The organism is Mesorhizobium sp. M0848 (genome assembly GCF_040319805.1).
Classification (GTDB): Bacteria; Pseudomonadota; Alphaproteobacteria; order Rhizobiales; family Rhizobiaceae; genus Mesorhizobium.
Window position 1 is genome coordinate 19,504 of the sequence record NZ_JAMYOM010000044.1, and the last position, 16,748, is coordinate 36,251.

General features: G+C 59.3%; 14 protein-coding genes and 1 riboswitch. Of the genes, 3 read left to right on the forward strand and 11 right to left on the reverse strand.

The window, feature by feature from the left end:
- Nucleotides 1–783 precede the first annotated feature (783 nt).
- On the forward strand, nucleotides 784–1,839 hold the full coding sequence (locus NKH95_RS32065; RefSeq protein ID WP_023737107.1) for a cytochrome-c peroxidase: 1,056 nt from the start codon (nucleotides 784–786) through the stop codon (nucleotides 1,837–1,839).
- A 444-nt stretch (nucleotides 1,840–2,283) separates the two neighbouring features.
- On the opposite strand, the gene metE is transcribed toward NKH95_RS32065, so the two are convergent.
- The 8 genes from metE to NKH95_RS32105 all read right to left on the reverse strand — a co-directional run bounded on the left by metE (nucleotide 2,284) and on the right by NKH95_RS32105 (nucleotide 12,665).
- Complete coding sequence (metE, locus tag NKH95_RS32070; RefSeq protein WP_352894412.1) at nucleotides 2,284–4,635, reverse strand: 5-methyltetrahydropteroyltriglutamate--homocysteine S-methyltransferase; 2,352 nt, start codon at nucleotides 4,633–4,635, stop codon at nucleotides 2,284–2,286.
- Between the two features lie 95 nt (nucleotides 4,636–4,730).
- Nucleotides 4,731–4,932: riboswitch (cobalamin riboswitch) on the reverse strand.
- Nucleotides 4,933–5,500: 568 nt separating this feature from the next.
- Entirely contained in the window at nucleotides 5,501–7,195 is a 1,695-nt protein-coding gene (locus tag NKH95_RS32075; protein ID WP_352894414.1) for an alpha,alpha-trehalose-phosphate synthase (UDP-forming), read from the reverse strand.
- 441 nt (nucleotides 7,196–7,636) lie between these two features.
- Nucleotides 7,637–8,092 carry a hypothetical protein gene (locus NKH95_RS32080; protein ID WP_352894417.1) on the reverse strand — a complete coding sequence of 152 codons (456 nt, stop codon included), beginning with the start codon at nucleotides 8,090–8,092 and terminating at the stop codon, nucleotides 7,637–7,639.
- Complete coding sequence (locus tag NKH95_RS32085; protein WP_352894418.1) at nucleotides 8,093–9,085, reverse strand: adenosine kinase; 993 nt, start codon at nucleotides 9,083–9,085, stop codon at nucleotides 8,093–8,095.
- A 49-nt stretch (nucleotides 9,086–9,134) separates the two neighbouring features.
- Nucleotides 9,135–10,307 (reverse strand): methionine adenosyltransferase, encoded by a 1,173-nt coding sequence (metK, locus tag NKH95_RS32090; protein ID WP_023812683.1) that lies wholly within the window; start codon nucleotides 10,305–10,307, stop codon nucleotides 9,135–9,137.
- Nucleotides 10,308–10,360: 53 nt separating this feature from the next.
- Nucleotides 10,361–11,698, reverse strand: a complete 1,338-nt coding sequence (gene glyA, locus NKH95_RS32095; protein ID WP_352583645.1) for a serine hydroxymethyltransferase — start codon at nucleotides 11,696–11,698, stop codon at nucleotides 10,361–10,363.
- Nucleotides 11,699–11,726: 28 nt separating this feature from the next.
- A complete protein-coding gene (locus NKH95_RS32100) occupies nucleotides 11,727–12,083 on the reverse strand; it encodes an ArsR/SmtB family transcription factor (protein WP_084026290.1) in 357 nt (118 codons plus the stop codon).
- A 237-nt stretch (nucleotides 12,084–12,320) separates the two neighbouring features.
- The gene (locus NKH95_RS32105; RefSeq protein WP_352894420.1) at nucleotides 12,321–12,665 is read right to left on the reverse strand and encodes a recombinase family protein; all 345 of its coding nucleotides are present in this window, start codon (nucleotides 12,663–12,665) and stop codon (nucleotides 12,321–12,323) included.
- Between the two features lie 397 nt (nucleotides 12,666–13,062).
- On the opposite strand from NKH95_RS32105, the gene NKH95_RS32110 reads away from it, so the two are divergent.
- Complete coding sequence (locus NKH95_RS32110) at nucleotides 13,063–13,365, forward strand: hypothetical protein (protein ID WP_352894421.1); 303 nt, start codon at nucleotides 13,063–13,065, stop codon at nucleotides 13,363–13,365.
- Complete coding sequence (locus NKH95_RS32115; protein ID WP_352894422.1) at nucleotides 13,362–13,829, forward strand: type II toxin-antitoxin system VapC family toxin; 468 nt, start codon at nucleotides 13,362–13,364, stop codon at nucleotides 13,827–13,829. The genes NKH95_RS32110 and NKH95_RS32115 overlap by 4 nt, the downstream gene beginning before the upstream one ends.
- Before the next feature lie 799 nt (nucleotides 13,830–14,628).
- Here the strand turns inward: NKH95_RS32115 and NKH95_RS32120 are convergent.
- The 3 genes from NKH95_RS32120 to NKH95_RS32130 form a co-directional block, all read right to left on the reverse strand.
- Nucleotides 14,629–15,123, reverse strand: a complete 495-nt coding sequence (locus NKH95_RS32120) for a MaoC family dehydratase (protein WP_352894425.1) — start codon at nucleotides 15,121–15,123, stop codon at nucleotides 14,629–14,631.
- 409 nt (nucleotides 15,124–15,532) lie between these two features.
- Entirely contained in the window at nucleotides 15,533–16,018 is a 486-nt protein-coding gene (locus NKH95_RS32125) for a bifunctional hydroxymethylpyrimidine kinase/phosphomethylpyrimidine kinase (protein WP_352894426.1), read from the reverse strand.
- A 183-nt stretch (nucleotides 16,019–16,201) separates the two neighbouring features.
- Nucleotides 16,202–16,525: a thiamine phosphate synthase gene (locus tag NKH95_RS32130; RefSeq protein WP_352894428.1), complete on the reverse strand. Its 324-nt coding sequence runs from the start codon at nucleotides 16,523–16,525 to the stop codon at nucleotides 16,202–16,204.
- Between the last annotated feature and the right edge of the window lie 223 nt (nucleotides 16,526–16,748).

Here is a 16,748-nt window from a genome sequence, read left to right on the forward strand (position 1 = left end):
TCATTCCAATTCACATCATTACGCATTGGCAACCGCACAGTTTGCGGTGGCTCGCTTATGGGCCAATGCCCCGCGTCCGTCAAATGATGACGACAAGGTGGTCATCGCCTAGGATCTGTGGATCGAGGTGTGAGGCAGTTACAGCCGGTGGACCTGCTCAAGCGCCGCGCCGGCACAAGGGCTAGATTGGCGATACTGCGCGTATTGGCCATGTCTTTCCTCGCGTGATGGGATGTTCGTAGAAGCGGAGCTATATGCCGGTGTGACGATCGACAAGGCGGACCGGCTATTCCGATAGGACATCCATACTGTCGCATAGACCGTCGCTGCTTAGGTATTGAAACCGCCATCGCTGGTGACATCACAATGTGCAGTCGGCGGGTGTCGACAACGTCGATTCACGCAATCAGCCGGTCAGGAGGAACGAATGAACCCTGAGGTTTCAGAAGCTCACTTTTCGCAAGGCGTGCAGCGCACATCGTGCAAGAGATTGCCATTCTTGCGGATGCTATCGACTTTCTCAACGATGGCGGGAAGATCGCAGTGACCGAATCTACGAAGCCGCCCTCAGGGCGTGCTTTGATGCATACAAACGGTTGCCGAGCAGGGATACTCCTCCTCCCTGAAGTCCAATCGAGAAGAGCGATCACTTCCAAGAGGGTCCCAGCTCAGCCGCGAAAACAGGTGCCAGACCCCGATCCTCTCCCTCAACTGATCTAGCTCAGGGCGTTCATGAGCCGCAGATCGCATAGTGGCTGCGTGCACGACGCAGGAAGACCATTTATGAAAATCCTATTCAGAACGATGGCTGTCACCTTGCTGGCACCCACCGCCTTTGCTGCGGATTCGATCCCCACCGACCTCAGAGATACGGCATTGGCCACCTTCAGGGCTTTGCCATCCACCACGCCGACAGTCGCCAACAACCCGATCACCCCGGAAAAGATCGCTCTCGGCAAGGCACTGTTCTTCGATCCACGCGTCTCGGCGTCAGGCGTCTTGTCGTGCAACTCGTGCCACAACCTGGCCACCGGCGGCGACGACAATCACGAAACCTCGATCGGCCATGGTTGGCAGAAGGGACAGCGCAACGCGCCGACTGTACTGAACGCTGTCTTCAACATCGCTCAGTTCTGGGATGGTCGTGCCGCAGACCTGAAGGCTCAGGCGAAGGGACCGGTCCAAGCCGGCATCGAAATGGCCAATACACCGGACCAAGTCATCGCCACGCTCAAGTCCATGCCGCAATATGTCGAGTGGTTCGATGCAGCTTTTCCGGCTGAAGCCGATCGGGTCACCTTCGACAACTTCGCCAAGGCGATCGAAGCCTTCGAGGCGACACTGGTCACACCGGCCCCGTTCGACAGCTTCCTGAATGGTGATGAGCTTGCCATGACTTCCGAACAGAAACAGGGCCTGGCGCTTTTCATGGACAAAGGCTGCTCGTCCTGCCATGCCGGCATCAACGTTGGTGGGCAAGCCTATTTCCCATTCGGCCTCGTGGAACAGCCCAGCGCCGAGGTCCTGCCGGACAAAGACAAGGGCCGATTTGCGGTCACCAATGCAGCCGATGACTACTATGTTTTCCGCGTGGCGCCGCTGCGCAACGTTGCACTCACCGCGCCATACTTTCATTCGGGCAAGGTTTGGGATCTGAAACAGGCCGTCGCCATCATGGGGACCACCCAGCTTGGCGTAGTACTGGCGGACGAAGAAGTTGACCTGCTTGTTGCCTTCCTCAACTCGCTGACCGGAGAGGCACCCGAGGTCGCCTATCCCATCTTACCCTCCGAAACGGCGACAACGCCCCGGCCTGTAACGCAGATCTCAGGAAAATAAAGGGCCAACTGGCTGCGGACGTCGCAATCGAAAATGATTGCGGCTTTTACTTGTGCCACACGAATTGCCACATCCATCTCCGAATTGGCGGGAGGCTAGCAATACCCGAAACCTGCCACTTCGCCCGTAGTCTGCGCGAATCAACTGGGGAAGTGGACAGACGCGCAGCACCATATATTGTCGCCGCCTGAGCGAACGTGCCAAGCAGTCTACTTTGAGAAACGACGTGTGTACGATTTGTTCGAGGCGCGGGGCCTGTATGTTCCCAAGGACCAATACTATAGCGTAGTGTCACATTCATATTTCTGCGGGATGAGGACACGTGCCGAAGAAAAATCGCACATTTTCGCCGAGTGGCTTATTTCCAAGAGTGTGATCGGTTTGGCATATTCCCGGCCGACATCCGCCAGTCGGCAACTCCCCACACGGTGAGGAAGAGAAGCCTCACGCCTGCACTTTCTGCCGGAGCGCGCGTGCTGCAGCGACCATGTTAATGAGGGCAGGGCGGACCTCCTCCCATTTGCGTGTTTTGAGGCCACAGTCCGGGTTTATCCACAGTTGGCCGTCGGACAGTCGCTCGCGGGCAAGCATGACTAAGTCCGAAATCTCGCCGGCTTCCGGGACGCGTGGTGAGTGAATATCATAAACGCCGGGACCGATTTCGTTCGGATATTTGGAGCTCGTGAAGGCGTCCAACAGTTCCATCTTCGAGCGCGACGTCTCAATCGAAATGACATCCGCATCCATTTCAGCGATCGCGTGAATGATCTCGTTGAACTCCGAATAGCACATGTGGGTATGAATTTGAGTCGCGTCCTTTACACCCGTTGAAGCGATCCGGAAGCATTCGACAGCCCAGTCGAGATAGACTTTCCAGTCAGATTGGCGCAGTGGCAATCCTTCGCGAAAGGCGGCCTCATCGATCTGGACCATCCTTGCGCCGGACCTTTCGAGATCCCTCACTTCGTCGCGGATGGCGAGCGCGATCTGGCGGCAGGCTTCGGAGCGGGGTACGTCGTCGCGAACAAAAGACCAATTGAGAATGGTGACGGGGCCTGTGAGCATTCCCTTCACGGGCTTTTCCGTAAGCGACTGGGCGAATTGCCACCAGCGCACTGTCATCGGATTGCGCCTCGATACGTCGCCGAAAATGATGGGGGGACGCACGTAGCGCGACCCATAGCTTTGTACCCAGGCATGCTGGGTGAGCGCGAAGCCGGACAACTGCTCGCCGAAATGCTGTACCATGTCGTTTCGCTCGAACTCACCGTGCACCAGCACGTCCAGCCCGATCTCTTCCTGCCAGCGAATTGCAGCCTCGATCTCCTTCTTCAGGAACGTCTCATAGTCGACATAGCTCAGCTGGCCCTTCGCATGAGCGGCCCGCGCCTTGCGTACCTGCGGCGTCTGCGGGAAGGACCCGATGGTCGTCGTCGGGAACGGCGGCAGCCCGAGTGAGCCGGCTTGGACTCTGGAGCGCTCGCCAAAAGCGCTCTCTCGTCGCTTCGCGCTGTCCTCAATGCTAGCGATCCGCCCCTGAACAAGCGGGTCATGGATCCTCGTGGATGTCACGCGCGTGGCGGCAGCCTCGGCAGACGCTTTCAACGCGCCTGCCACCGCATCCCTGCCTTGGGACAGGGCCCGGGCCAGCAAGACCAGCTCGTCGGTCTTCTGGGCCGCGAAGGCGAGCCACGACCTGATGTCGGCGTCGAGTTCCGTCTCCATGCGCAGATCAATCGGCACATGCAGCATCGAGCAAGAAGGCGCGATCTCGACGCGGTCCAAGGGCCAGCCGGCGACGATCGGTTTGATGCGGTCGAGAATGGCGGGCAGGTTCGCACGCCAGACGTTGCGGCCATCGATCAAGCCAAGCGAGAGCACCAGATCCTTCGGAGCGAGCCGACCCACCGTTTCCAGGTGCTCGGGAGCGCGCACGAGATCAATATGCAGCCCGGCCAGGGGCAGAGAAACCGCGGTTTCGAGATTGTCTCCCAGCGACCCGAAATACGTAGCCAGCATGATCTTCAGCTCGGGCGCGGCTTTCGACAGCTGGCCATAGGCGAATTCGAACGCAGCTCGTTCGTTCGGGTTCAGATCGAGGACAAGCGCTGGCTCATCGATCTGCACCCAGTCGGCTCCCGACAGCTTCAGCCTCTGCAGGACTTGCTCGTAAACGGGCAGCAGCCGCGGTAGGAGCGCGATGGGACCGAACCCCTCGGCAGGCGATTTCGCCAGCTTGAGGAAGGTGATGGGTCCAAGGATGACTGGGCGTGTGTGAATGCCGAGAGCTTTAGCCTCGAGGAAGTAATCGACCGGCTTCGATGACGAGAGGGCGAACGTCTGATCATCATTGAGTTCCGGCACAATGTAGTGGTAGTTGGTGTCAAACCACTTGGTCATTTCCATCGCGGTTACACCAGGTCCATGAGCCTCCTCCTGGTGACCAGCGTGTCCACAATCCTCCGTCTGACCCTGGTTGCCGCGCGCCATTGCGAAGTAGATGTCAAGTGGGACCTCGCCGCTATTCCAGCCGTAACGGGATGGAACGGCCCCGACCATGGCTGCGGTGTCGAGCACATGGTCGTAAAGCGAGAAGTCGTTCGACGGGATTTTCGACACGCCGCGATCGCGCTGCTCTTCCCAGCTAGCGGCACGGAGCGCCTTCGACGTCGTGAGAAGGTCGCCAGCGGACGATGTTCCGGACCAGTAGCTTTCAAGCGCGAATTTCAGTTCTCGCCGACGACCGAAGCGCGGCACGCCGAGCGTTGCTACAGGAATTTCCTGAGAGTCAGTCATGTCATACCCCGATGGTTGGGGCGTCGATGACAAGGAAGGCGCTAGCAGGCCGGCACGAACGCCGGCTTGCAGCGGCCACCGAGACACCCCGCCCGTGGACGTAATTCGCCGTGGCAGGTCTCCTGGCTCGCGGGGTCATAGCCTCTACCGGTCTTCCTGAGGGTATTCGCCTCAGTGACATGAGTGGGGTTGGCTCGCCGCTAACAGTTGCGGGGGCAGCGCCGGCATTGCACCGGCTTCCCTCTTAGCTCCGCTGCGGCAGCGCCGCACGCGAGAACCACGACACGCAGACAATCACAGGAGTCCGCACTTTTGTCAATGACGCATAACGAAATGTTTATGTCGTTATGTGATTTCGCTTTTACGCTTGTCTAACAGTGTGAAATATTCAGTCGCATTGGCGGCGCTGCTCCGCTGCCACCATTGTCCAACTAATGGATCCCTGTCGGGCTGCGACATCCCTCGCAGGTCGCCGATGAAGGATTTCGGACAAGACTTCAAGCGCGTGACAACGTCATTAGAATGCAGAAGATCGCATTGGTGGCGATGTTTAACGATGCGGCCGCAAGCCGTGCGTGCGTGGTAGAAGCGGTTTTCTCGGAGTGAGCGCCAAACCGTGGTCCGAGGGGAATTGGCACGCCAGTCGTCATCACGGGTGACTAGGCAATCGTGATGACTCCGCTCGGCGGCAAGAGACCACACTGACGGAGCCTGGCTCTCAAGGGTCTGATGCAAAGCCCGACTGTGGTCCCGATAAGCCGCTTAAGCCGCATTCAGGCGGTCAGGATAAGTATCTCTCTCTCCAAGCGCTCGGCATTGAGGGATGCGCAAATGCAGGCAAAGCTCGCGTGCTTCATATTCTGCATCATACGATCGGCAGGACCCAGTTTTTATCCAGTGCACGCGTCAGCGCGGTGTGCAATTCTGGCTCGGTCCGATACGAAGGCATTTGGGCCTCGCTGATCCAGCCCAAGCCAACATAGTGGAAGTGATCCGCAGGGACCGTAACCCGGCTGCTGTCCAGTTGCCGAACGAAGTCCGCTGACCAATGGTGGATCGTATACGCTTCAAGTTTGTCCATCATCCTCCGCCAGCGTTGGATGCGTTCTTCGCGCGGCATGCTGGCCGCTCTTGAGATCGCGGTAGCTATCTCGTCGGAGAGCCTCGGATTTACCAGCAGGGCGTCCTCGCCGAAGTCTTCGGCCGCGCCGGCAAACTTCGATAACACCAGAACGCCAGGGTCGCTCGGATCTTGTGCAGCAATGTATTCTTTCGCCACAAGATTCATGCCATCGCGCAACGGCGTCACAACGCAAACACGCGCGGCTCTGTAAAGACCCGCTATCTCAGCTTGGGTGAACGACCTGTTCTCATAGATAATCGGCATCCACTCGTCCGTGCCATGCCGGTTGTTGACTTGATTGACGAGTCTTTCGACGTCGCGCCGATATTCGCTGTACGCTTGGATGTCGCCACGTGAGGGAGTTGCGATTTGCAAGAGCGAGACACGTTGCGGCTCGACTGCCAGCAGATCGAAAGCTTTAATCCGATTGTCGATGCCCTTGGTGTAGTCGAGCCGATCGACGCCGATAACTAGCTTTGCTCCGCCAAGTTTCAACTGCGAAATGTAGGCTTTCTGCGCCTCAAGCGAATCTGCGGCACACTGTTCGAATTGCTTCGGATCGATACCTATAGGAAAATTTTGGCATTGCGTCTGGCCATGGTCCGAGAAAACGACCCCGTTCTTGCTCTCCAGCCCCAAATGAGATTGGACACAGGCGAGGAAATTGCTCACATCACGGTCGGTCTGGAAACCGAGCAGATCATACTCGAGCATACATTTCATTAGCTCGCCAGAATTGGGCACGCGCTCCATCATGTCAGACTCGGGCCATGGCGTATGCAGGAAATGGCCGATCGGCCGGTCAATGCCGAGTCTGTGCAAATCAGCGCCGAGCGGCACGAAATGGTAGTCATGAACCCAGTAGACTGCGTTATCTCCCAATTCGGACACCGCGCGCGCCATGAAGGCATTGACGTCGCGATAACTTTTATAATCCTCTTCCGAGCCTGAGATCCGGTCCGGCAGCGAGTGGAGCGCCGGCCACAATATTGAATTTGCAAAACCTTGATAGTACCGAGAATAGTCCGCTGCCGGCCCATCGAGCCACCCGATTTGACCTTTGCCACGCTGCACGAGGGGCACCTGTTGCTTATCCCCGTCGCCCAGATGCTCGGAAAAACCTACCCAGACCGCGCCGGAACGCTCCACGACGCACTCCAGGGCCGCCGAAAGCCCGCCTGTCTTGGGCTGATCAGAATTGACAGTCGCACCGCGGTTGGAAATTGCGATAAGACTCCTATGTGGCTGCTGGGCCGCCGTGTTGAAGCGCTGGTCTGCGGCTGAGACAACAGGACGGGACGGGCCAACTTCGGCTTGTTGTTCTCGCTCCTGTGGCAAGTCTCTCAGGGGTTGTTCAAAAGCGATTAGTTCGTGAACAGCCCCAGTTTGCCATGTGAGGTTCCGGCGTGGCGAGTTGGCGTTGTTCAATGCGTCCATTTCATGCCTCCGTTGAATATTCCCCATGATGGGAGCAACTGGCATTCCCAGATTGGCACACCCCCTGCTGACGAGTCTGACGAGCGTCAGAGCAAATGGCGACCGATTGTCGCGTTTCGGCTTCGGCGCCCTCAAGAACCGGCTTATCGCGAAAATAGCTGGCGACCCGATCGAGCGGACCGTGCTTGCGGCATTGTTGGATTGTTCGGATAAGAGATACACCCAGTAGATGCCAGCACCTGTTGAAATGAACTGAAACTATGTCGCAGCCGCCAAGGCTGCCGGGCCCCGTGATGCGATCCTGCGTCTGCCGAAGAGTTTTGACACGGAGATCGGAGAGGGCGGGATAGTCCCTTTCCGCCCGTCAGGGTCCGTTTTTATCGCAATCCCTTCCTCGTTGCCCTCGACGATCCCAAAATCGTGGAAGCCAGACCGCGATGCCTAGGTTCGGATGTGTGAAATACCAGCTAGGCGAGCACTTCCTAATATCCGCGGAATGCCGGGCTCCACATCCGGCGCCTCGTCGAGATGACGAAGATGAAGCCCTGCTGCCAATTCCGCTGGTCCCATACCAATGGCGAACCAGTCTGCCCGCATTCGGCATCGTGGGACGTGATCGCAAGTCAAGTGCTCCGACGGACGCCGCGAGTTCTCCGTTACCTCAGGAACCTTACTGGCCTTCCCCAAGCTGAGCTTCTGGAAAATGCCGGTGGCGATCTCGATGACGGTGAATGCCGTCAAGGCAAGCCCGCCTTGCACCGCTCTTCCAGCGAGCTTCACGGCAGCAGAATCGGTCAGTTCTCCGAAGCGAATGGCTGTCGCTATCAGCGAGCTTTGACACAGTTCCGCCACTGCGATGATCGCGTCAGTAGGGCGGCTGGTTAGTTGCCCGCGCATCTACAGCAACCCAGCCCGTTCCGCCTCGCGGCGCAAATTCTGCCTTGGCCTTGGGCCGATCTGCTGGATCACCAGGCCGGCCGCCAGCGAGCCAAGGTCGCCGCAGGTCTTGAGGTCGCGGCCCTGCGTGTAGCCATGCAGGAAACCGGCGGCATAGAGATCGCCGGCGCCCGTCGTGTCGACCAACTCCCTGATGGCGGTCGCCTTGATCACCACGGTCTCGTCGCCGCGCACGATCACAGAACCTTGTTCCGAGCGTGTGACGGCGGCGATCTTGCAGTCCTTGCGGATCTGCGCCACCGCTTCGTCGAAGGACGAGGTCTGGTAGAGCGACTTGATCTCGTCGCTGTTGGCAAAGACGATGTCGACGGTGCCCGAGCGCATCAGATCGAGGAACTCGTCGCGGTAGCGGTCAACGCAAAACGAATCCGACAGTGTCATCGAGACTTCGCGCCCGGCCTCGTGCGCGAGCTTCGCCGTCTGCCGGATCGCCTCCTTGGCGCGCGGCGGGTCCCACAGATAGCCTTCGAAATAGGTGACCTTGGCGCCAGACGCCTTGTCGGCCTCGACATCCTCCGGCCCAAGCTCGACGCAGGCGCCGAGATAGGTGTTCATCGAGCGCTCGCCGTCCGGGGTGACGAAGATCATCGAGCGCGCCGTCGGCGGCTCGCCCTCGAGCGGCCTGGTGTCGAAGGCAATGCCCTGCGCATGGATGTCGTGCGCATAGATTTCGCCCAGCGCATCGTTGGACACCTTGCCGACGAAGGCGGCGCGGCCGCCGAAGCTGGCGACGCCGGCCGCCGTGTTGCCGGCGCTGCCACCGGAGGCCTCGATCGCCGGCCCCATGTGGCTGTAGAGCAGCTCGGCGCGCTTGGTATCGATGAGGTTCATGGCACCCTTGATGATGCCGTTGGTCACCAGAAAAGCGTCGTCGCACTGGGCGATGATGTCGACAATGGCATTGCCGATGCAAAGCACGTCATAATCCGGCATCAATGTCTCCGCTTGGGCTTTCCGCTTGCCAATTCGCTCGCCGGCGGCTTCACGGGGCGGCTAGTCCTGCCTCGCGACGCAATTCGTCCGCCCTGTCTGTCTTCTCCCAGGTGAAATCAGGCTCTTCACGACCGAAATGGCCATAGGTGGCTGTATTGCGGTATATAGGGCGCAAGAGATCAAGCATCTTGATAATGCCTTTCGGTCTGAGATCGAACAACTCAAGAATGAGGCGCTCGATCCTGCTTTCCTCAACCCTGGCTGTCCCGAACGTGTTGACCATGACGGAAACCGGACTGGCCACGCCGATTGCGTAAGCAAGCTGCACCTCGCACACGTCCGCAAGTCCGCTGGCGACGATGTTCTTTGCGACATAGCGGGCCGCATAGGCAGCCGAGCGGTCAACCTTGGACGGGTCCTTGCCCGAGAAGGCGCCGCCGCCATGACGACCCATCCCGCCATAGGAATCGACGATGATCTTGCGTCCAGTGAGACCGCAGTCGCCGCGCGGCCCGCCGACTACGAACCGCCCCGTCGGGTTGACCAGAATTCTGATGCCTTCCGTCTCCAGGTGGGTCGGCAGGACAGGCTTTATGATTTCCTCAATGACGCCCTCGCGGACAGTCTCTTGCGAGACCTGCTCGTCATGTTGCGTCGACACGACGATGGTATCCAGGGCGACCGGGCGCAACCCCTCATAGCGCACTGAGACTTGGGATTTCATGTCAGGACGCAACCAGCCAAGCTGTGCCTTCCGGACATACGCCTGCCGTTTCGTCAAGCGATGAGCGAGCTGGATCGGCAAAGGCATCAGGGTATCGGTTTCGCGGCATGCGTAGCCGAACATGAGGCCCTGATCTCCCGCTCCCTGCTGGAGGTCTTGCCCTCTTCCCTCGTCAACGCCTTGGCTGATGTCGGGCGACTGCTCGGTGAGGGCATGGACGACGGAGCAACGCCGGCCGTCGAAGCCGACGGCCTCGTCGTCGTACCCAATGTCGAGAATCGTATCGCGCGCAACTTGGCTGTAATCCACCTGGGCATCGCTGGTAATCTCGCCAGCCAGAACGACTATCCCTGATTTTACCAACGCTTCACAGGCGACGCGCGCCTTGGGATCTGTGCGGAGGATGGCGTCGAGGATGGCATCCGAGATGTTGTCGGCCAACTTATCCGGGTGCCCCGCGCCAACCGATTCGGAAGAGAACACGAACTGCCTAGCCATGAATACCTCGCTTCGGGTGTTGGATGTGGTATGGGCATTTTGCTTGGCCCACCTTACTTGTCGGAGATGCCCGGGACTTCGAACGCAGCGCACAAGTCGGCAACGTCTCTTCGCACGCAGGCATGGAGATCTTCGTCGTCTGGCCGCTGGAGGACGGAGTCAATGAAGCCAGCAATTTGCTCCATTTCCACATCGCGCATGCCCATTGACGTCACTGCTGGTGCCCCCAGGCGAATTCCGCTTGTGACCGCCGGATCCCGCGGGTCGCCAGGCACCATATTAAAGTTTGTGATGATTCCTGCCTTTGCTAGTCGCTCGGCATAGGCCTTGCCCGATAGTGGCCGATTGCGAAGATCAAGGATCAGCATGTGATTGTCCGTCCCCCCGGTCACCAGGTCATGACCTCGCTCAAGCAGTGCATGTGCCAGAGCCTTGGCGTTCTTGACCGTCTGTTGGCCGTAGCTTCGGAAGGACGGGTTCGCGGCTTCGTGCAAGGCAACCGCTAGCGCAGCGATGGCATTCATGTGAGGCCCGCCTTGCAGGTGAGGGAAGACCGCCCGGTCTATTCGTCTGGCGAGATTGTATTTGCTCTTTGTATGATACAGGGCCTGATAGCGATCTTCGTTCCTTGACAAAATGAAGCCACCGCGGGGACCGCGGATCGACTTGTGGGACGTGCTGCTGACCACGTCGCAATGGCCCACGGGATTCGGGTGCGCTCCCGCGGCAATCAGGCCGCTGATGTGCGCAATGTCGGCTACGAGATAGGAGTTCGCTTCCAGGGCAATTTCTGCCATTGCCGCGTAGTCAAAGACACGCGGGTAAGCAGTTCCGCCGACCCAAATGAGCCGCGGCCGTTCCCGCTTGGCTGTCTCGCGCAAGCGGTCATAGTCAATCTGCTGTGTCGTTTCATCCAACCCATAGGGCACGCGTTGATAGTCAGTACCGGAAAAGTTGATGGCCCAACCATGAGTCAGATGGCCCCCTTCCGGAAGGGGCAAGCCCATGACTTTGTCACCGGGACTCAAAAGCGCACGATAGACAGCCTGGTTGGCCGGCGAGCCGGAATAAGGCTGGACGTTGGCATGCTCGCTGCCAAATAGTGATTTCAGGCGCTCAATGGCTAGATTCTCAAGCTCATCAACGATCTCGTTTCCAGCGTAGTAGCGCGCACCGGGGTACCCCTCGGCGTACTTGTTCGTGAAAATCGAGCCGTTCGCTTCCAGCACGGCCGAGGACGCAAAGTTCTCTGAGGCGATGAGCTTGAGGGTCGTCCGCTCCTGCCGCTCCTGTCTCAGAAGCAGCTCGTGAACGCGGCAATCAACCGCGGCCAAGGAAGACCGCCCGTGGGTGTCGGGCTGTGCGATCGCACCGTCTGCGGAGTTGTCCATGGTAGCTTCGCGCTCCAATTGGATTGACCTATTTCACGATCAAGCACGCGGTCCCCTTCGGCCGCGTGTCTCGTACCGCTTCGAGCCGCTGCAGGTCCTGTTTATGATAGCCGTCGCGATGGGGCAGGAGATCCACCAATAATTGAACCAGCCCGCCGTCGTTGGATCCTGCGTTGAGATGGTACGAGCGCCACGGAGGCTGTTCGTTGCAGCAAAGAAAGTCGGCTCTGGCGAGCAGCCGGACGTGTCGCGCAACCCGCTCTCGACACACGCCCAGAATCTCCGCTAGCTCGCAGACAGTTAGGTCCGCATGCGCACAAAGGCCCAGGATTCGAAGGCGGTCTGGATGCGCTGCCATGCGTAGGCGACTAACCAGTGTCATCATGGCTCAGGACCAAGTCCTGCCGAATTTCTCATTTCGCGTTCTCCACAGAAGCTGGAGATTTCGAAGGTTGTCCAACGACCGGACAAATCTCGGTGGCCGTGACGACCGTCGATATCCTGTGTCGAACAGACAAATGGGCGCTCTTCTTGCCTTTAGCCGAAATTGCAAGCAGTTCGGCGAGTCGAAGACAAGCGGGGCCACGGTTTGGAACCACTGACCTCAGACGTTGCAATAAGCCTACCATTCACAGCAAGCCGGAGTTGCTAAGAGTCTATGAATTTCCTTGAAGGATCTGTTGCAACGTTTGCCCAGCCTGGCCTGCTCCCGGTTTGCAGCGGTCATGGTCAGGCGATCCATCGCCTCTGCGAGCACGATCAGGAATTTGCCCTGCATCGCATCGCTGATCAGCTCCTGAAGGCCGGGACGCAACAGCGACGCACCGCAGATCGCGCGGTGGGTATTGCTGTGGACGACTGTCCAGCCTTGCTTTTCAGCACGCAAGCAGCAGAGCCGCAACTGATCCTCGATCGAGGCGTCTCGGTGATTGTCAGTTGAGTAGCGAGCGCCAAGCGCGACCTTCATGAGGCGGCCCCTTTCTCCGGGACGCGGTCTCGCGTCTGGCTATCCGTTTCGGCTTGAACGAAATCCCGTGCGGCCTGTCGCGCCAGCAGCCGGACCAGATTGACGAAGCGTCGATCGGGCTTCGGCGACGCAGGCACAGCCGATTCGCGGGCCGCGCCGGCGACCACACGAAGCTTTTCGGCTGTTGCCGTTTCGGCGCGCTATGATCGCGTTCCTGTCCTGACGCGAAATACTCCGTTTCGCGACAATGATGCCAAGTCACAGTGCTTCGACAAGCTGGAAATTCTTTGTGATCAATAACGCGCGTCGCGCAGGAGCCAGTGCTGGCCGATGGACGGGCACCTTGTGCTCCGAAGAAGCCATGGCTATATATCCGGATAGAGAACGGAGGCACGCGATGGGCAACACTGCACAGAAGAGAGCCATCGAGAATTATCGCTCTCGCCTGGCTGAGCGCGGCATCGCGCGGTTCGAGATCCTGGCGTTCGACGCAGACCGCGATCTACTGCGAACTCTTGCCCGAAAATTAACGGAGAGCGGGCCGGATGCCCGACAGCTTCGTCGGACCATACAGCAAGCCGTGGCGGGTGAGCCACCGAAAGCGGGCAGCATTCTCGCCGCGTTGCGTCGCTCGCCTCTGGTTGGCTCCAATCTCGACCTCAGCCGGCCGCGCGAAGAGGGGCGCAAGATCGGCCTGTGACGCGCTACCTTCTTGATACCAATATCATCAGCAACGTCATAAAGCCGGAGCCTTCGGGCTCGTTGCTGGCCTGGATGGGCGCGCAGAAGGACGAAGACCTCTTCATTGCTTCGCTTACTGTCGCCGAAATTCGCCGAGGCATCCTAGAGAAGCCGAAGGGGAAAAAGCGCAGCAGCCTTGAAACTTGGTTCGAGGGCTCCGAAGGCCCGCAAGCGCTGTTCGCTGGCCGCGTGCTATCGTTCGACGAGAAAGCTGGCCTCGTGTGGGCGCGGCTGATGGCCAACGGCAAAGCCTCGCGGAGCGCCCTAGACACAATCATTGCCGCTATAGCCGAAGCCAACGAGTGTGTCGTAGTGACCGACAATGAAAAGGACTTCGAGGACGTTCAGACAATCAACCCGCTCCGTAGCTCTGGAAGCCAAGCGGGTGATGATAGCTCCAACGGTCCGGCCGATTCAATTTGAGGATTTCAGCGGCACGGAGTCCGAACGTCTCGTTCGCCTACCTTTAGCGATGGCTGGATTGATCTTGCTTAGTTCGGCCAGGGACGTCTCTTCCAGTTCCGCTTTAATGCCATCCCGGTTCATCTAGTCAGCTCGATCTACCAGCAGTTCGCACGCACGAGCGCCGCGGACAAGGCGCGATCGCAGGGACTGCGCGATACGCGTGTCGAGCTCGTCCATCTTACACTCGATCTCGTCTTCGAAGGCCTCTCGCCAAACGCCACTGTAGTCGATCCCGCGTGCGGCTCGGCGGCCTTCTCATCGAGGCTTTCTCGCGACTGGTCTGGCGCGCTACCAATGGCAAGTTCGCCCGCCGGGAACTCGTCGGTCTGTGCTCCAGCTCTGGGCGTCCACATCAACTGCGGAGCTCTTGGCATCGCCGTGTTCTGCTTTTGCTGGCAGCTCTCGAGCTCGACGAGGAGCCGATCAGCGACACCCGCGACCTCAAGTTCGACCCGGTTGACTCGATAACACCCTATTGGCAGATTCAGTCGGGGAGGATCTGCCCACTCCGATCACAAGCCGATCTTTCGACCCCGTGGTCGGGAATTCTCCATGGACCTTCGTGAAGAAGGAATGCAGTGCCGAAAGCCGAAGCGCTTCCGATACATCGACGCCCCTTCCGAGACGGAGCCCCGATTAGGCATTCCTGCCACTCTATCTAGCCGACCCCCGTGGCCGCGTTGCCGATCGGCGCGCACTGGTCGCCAACATCGCCCCGGCACGTGAAGATCGTCTCTGCTGACGCTCGTTGAGCAATTCAGGCCGCCTCCGGCTGGCGTTTGATCAGCGTCAGCGTCAACCAGCGCGCGGTCAGCGCCGGTTTTTTCGAGCCCTCGATCTCAATCGTCACGCCAAGCGCCGTCTGCACCCAGCCCGACGGCCTGACCTTGACGTCGGCCAGTACGAAACGGGTGCGGATGCGCGAACCGGTTTTCACCGGCGCCAGGAAGCGCAGCGATTCGAAGCCATAGTTGACACCCATCCTGCAGTTTTCGAGCGGCCGCATGGTCTCGAAAGTCATCGCCGACAAAAGCGAAAGCGACAGGAAGCCATGTGCGATGGTGCCGCCGAACGGCGTCTCGCGCTTGGCGCGCTCCGGATCGCAGTGGATGAACTGGTGGTCATCGGTGGACTCGGCGAACTGGTCGATCATCCGCTGCGAGACCACCCGCCACGGCGACACGCCGACTTCCTTGCCGACGCTGGCCAGAAGCTCGTTGAGACTGATCGGTTCCAAGCTAATGTCCTCCATTTCAACCGTCCGAAGCGCGAGCGGCTTCATTCCGTGAACAGTGTCAGCCATGCTGCATCGACTGCCGGCCATCCATTGGCAGGATGGCCCCGGTGAGATGACTGCCGTCACAGCTGCACGAATAGAGCGTTCCGCCGGCAATCTCATTCGGCGCACCGATGCGGCCGATCCGAACATGGCTGCAGACGAGCCGGCTTGTACTCGGTCGCGGTGCGCGTCCTGCAGGCCGCCGAAAGCAGCTCGTCTTGCTACGGATGATCATTCCGCCGGCGCCGCTATGCGGTATTGTCGCAGATTGATAAAATCAATTGTCTGGATAGGAACCATCCGTGTCTCGAATGGTGGAGGAGTAGTCCAGCAGACGGGGTAGCTTGTGGTCCTTCTTGAAGCGCGCCGACCTCATTGGCCGCTAGCTCTGAGCCGGCAAGAAGCGCCAGTTCAATGACATTGGGTGTCGACACGGCAAAGCGGCATCAGATGCTACTTCATGATGCGGGATGGCGCTTGCTTCAAGAAGCGCTCGGCCTGACGTGGAAGCCAGCACCGGATCTGGACTGTCGATATGCGCCCGATATTCGCGCAGCACAGCGGCAACCGCAGCGACGATGATCTCAGCCGTTGCGAGCATGCCAACCTTGGTGCCGGCCACTCTGTTAGCTTGAAGCGCAGCGCGCATTTGATCCGTCACCAGACCGGGTTGCGTAACTTGGATTTCCAAGGCGTCTTCCTGGGTTTGCACCGTCAGCGCGCTGACAGCAAAGGCAGGTGCGCACGTCAAGGCAAGCGATCGTCTCGATCTCGCGGGCAATTCCAGCCCCACCGCGGGAATCTGACCCGACAACAACGAGCAGATGCGGTTCTCGCCCCAGCGCCATTGTTCTGTCTTTCGATGCATTCTCGCGTGCGCGCTTCTGGGGCGTCGTTCAGCGCAAAGTCGGTGACGACGGCTGCGCTTTCCGCGCCAGCCTCGAAAAACGCCTTCGAGCCGGTCAGGTTGAGGCCGCCGATGGAGACCAATGGGATCGGCGCGACCTGGTGCTTCCACTCGCTGATCCGCTCGAGCCCTTGCGACGCCCATTCATCTTCTTGAGGCTAGTTGGATAGACTGGGCCGAGCGCCACATACTCCGGCTCGGCCACTGGCGCAGTTCGGTGTGATCGTGGATCGAAAGGCCGAGCTTCAATCCGGCGTATTTCATCATCAGCATCGGCGGCAGCCATATCCTTTTGACCAAGATGGACGAGTCGCAGCCTTCCTCGATTGCCGTGCGCCAATAGTCGTTGACGCTCACTTGGCAACCATGGACCGCGCAGGCGTCGTTCGCGCGGCGGATTTCCGTCTGCAGTCCTTTCTCGTCCATATCCTTTATCCGGAGCTGCACCAGACTCACGCCGAGCGGCACCAGCCGGTCAATCCAGCCGGCACGTCGACGACTTCATGAGAAGACGGCCCTGCCGATCGTCGGTGGGTAGCGCGGTTCGAGCATTCCAGTGCTAGAGCATAATCTGACCTGATGGAATCGCGAGGGATTTCCATCGGGGAGAATATCTGATTCATCATGTCGGCTGGGTATGGAGGCCAGCAGGCATGGTTAGAGCCATATCGGAGGATTTGCGTTCGCGAGT

Excerpts from the sequence above, each read along its gene's own strand:
- NKH95_RS32080 (WP_352894417.1), bottom strand. The coding sequence starts at position 8,092 with ATGCGCGGGCAACTAACCAGCCGCCCTACTGACGCGATCATCGCAGTG.
- NKH95_RS32085 (WP_352894418.1), bottom strand. The coding sequence starts at position 9,085 with ATGCCGGATTATGACGTGCTTTGCATCGGCAATGCCATTGTCGACATC.
- NKH95_RS32125 (WP_352894426.1), bottom strand. The coding sequence starts at position 16,018 with ATGCATCGAAAGACAGAACAATGGCGCTGGGGCGAGAACCGCATCTGC.
- metK (WP_023812683.1), bottom strand. The coding sequence starts at position 10,307 with ATGGCTAGGCAGTTCGTGTTCTCTTCCGAATCGGTTGGCGCGGGGCAC.
- metE (WP_352894412.1), bottom strand. The coding sequence starts at position 4,635 with ATGACTGACTCTCAGGAAATTCCTGTAGCAACGCTCGGCGTGCCGCGC.
- NKH95_RS32075 (WP_352894414.1), bottom strand. The coding sequence starts at position 7,195 with ATGGACGCATTGAACAACGCCAACTCGCCACGCCGGAACCTCACATGG.
- NKH95_RS32065 (WP_023737107.1), top strand. The coding sequence starts at position 784 with ATGAAAATCCTATTCAGAACGATGGCTGTCACCTTGCTGGCACCCACC.
- glyA (WP_352583645.1), bottom strand. The coding sequence starts at position 11,698 with ATGGACAACTCCGCAGACGGTGCGATCGCACAGCCCGACACCCACGGG.
- NKH95_RS32110 (WP_352894421.1), top strand. The coding sequence starts at position 13,063 with ATGGGCAACACTGCACAGAAGAGAGCCATCGAGAATTATCGCTCTCGC.
- NKH95_RS32100 (WP_084026290.1), bottom strand. The coding sequence starts at position 12,083 with ATGATGACACTGGTTAGTCGCCTACGCATGGCAGCGCATCCAGACCGC.
- NKH95_RS32105 (WP_352894420.1), bottom strand. The coding sequence starts at position 12,665 with ATGAAGGTCGCGCTTGGCGCTCGCTACTCAACTGACAATCACCGAGAC.
- NKH95_RS32120 (WP_352894425.1), bottom strand. The coding sequence starts at position 15,123 with ATGGAGGACATTAGCTTGGAACCGATCAGTCTCAACGAGCTTCTGGCC.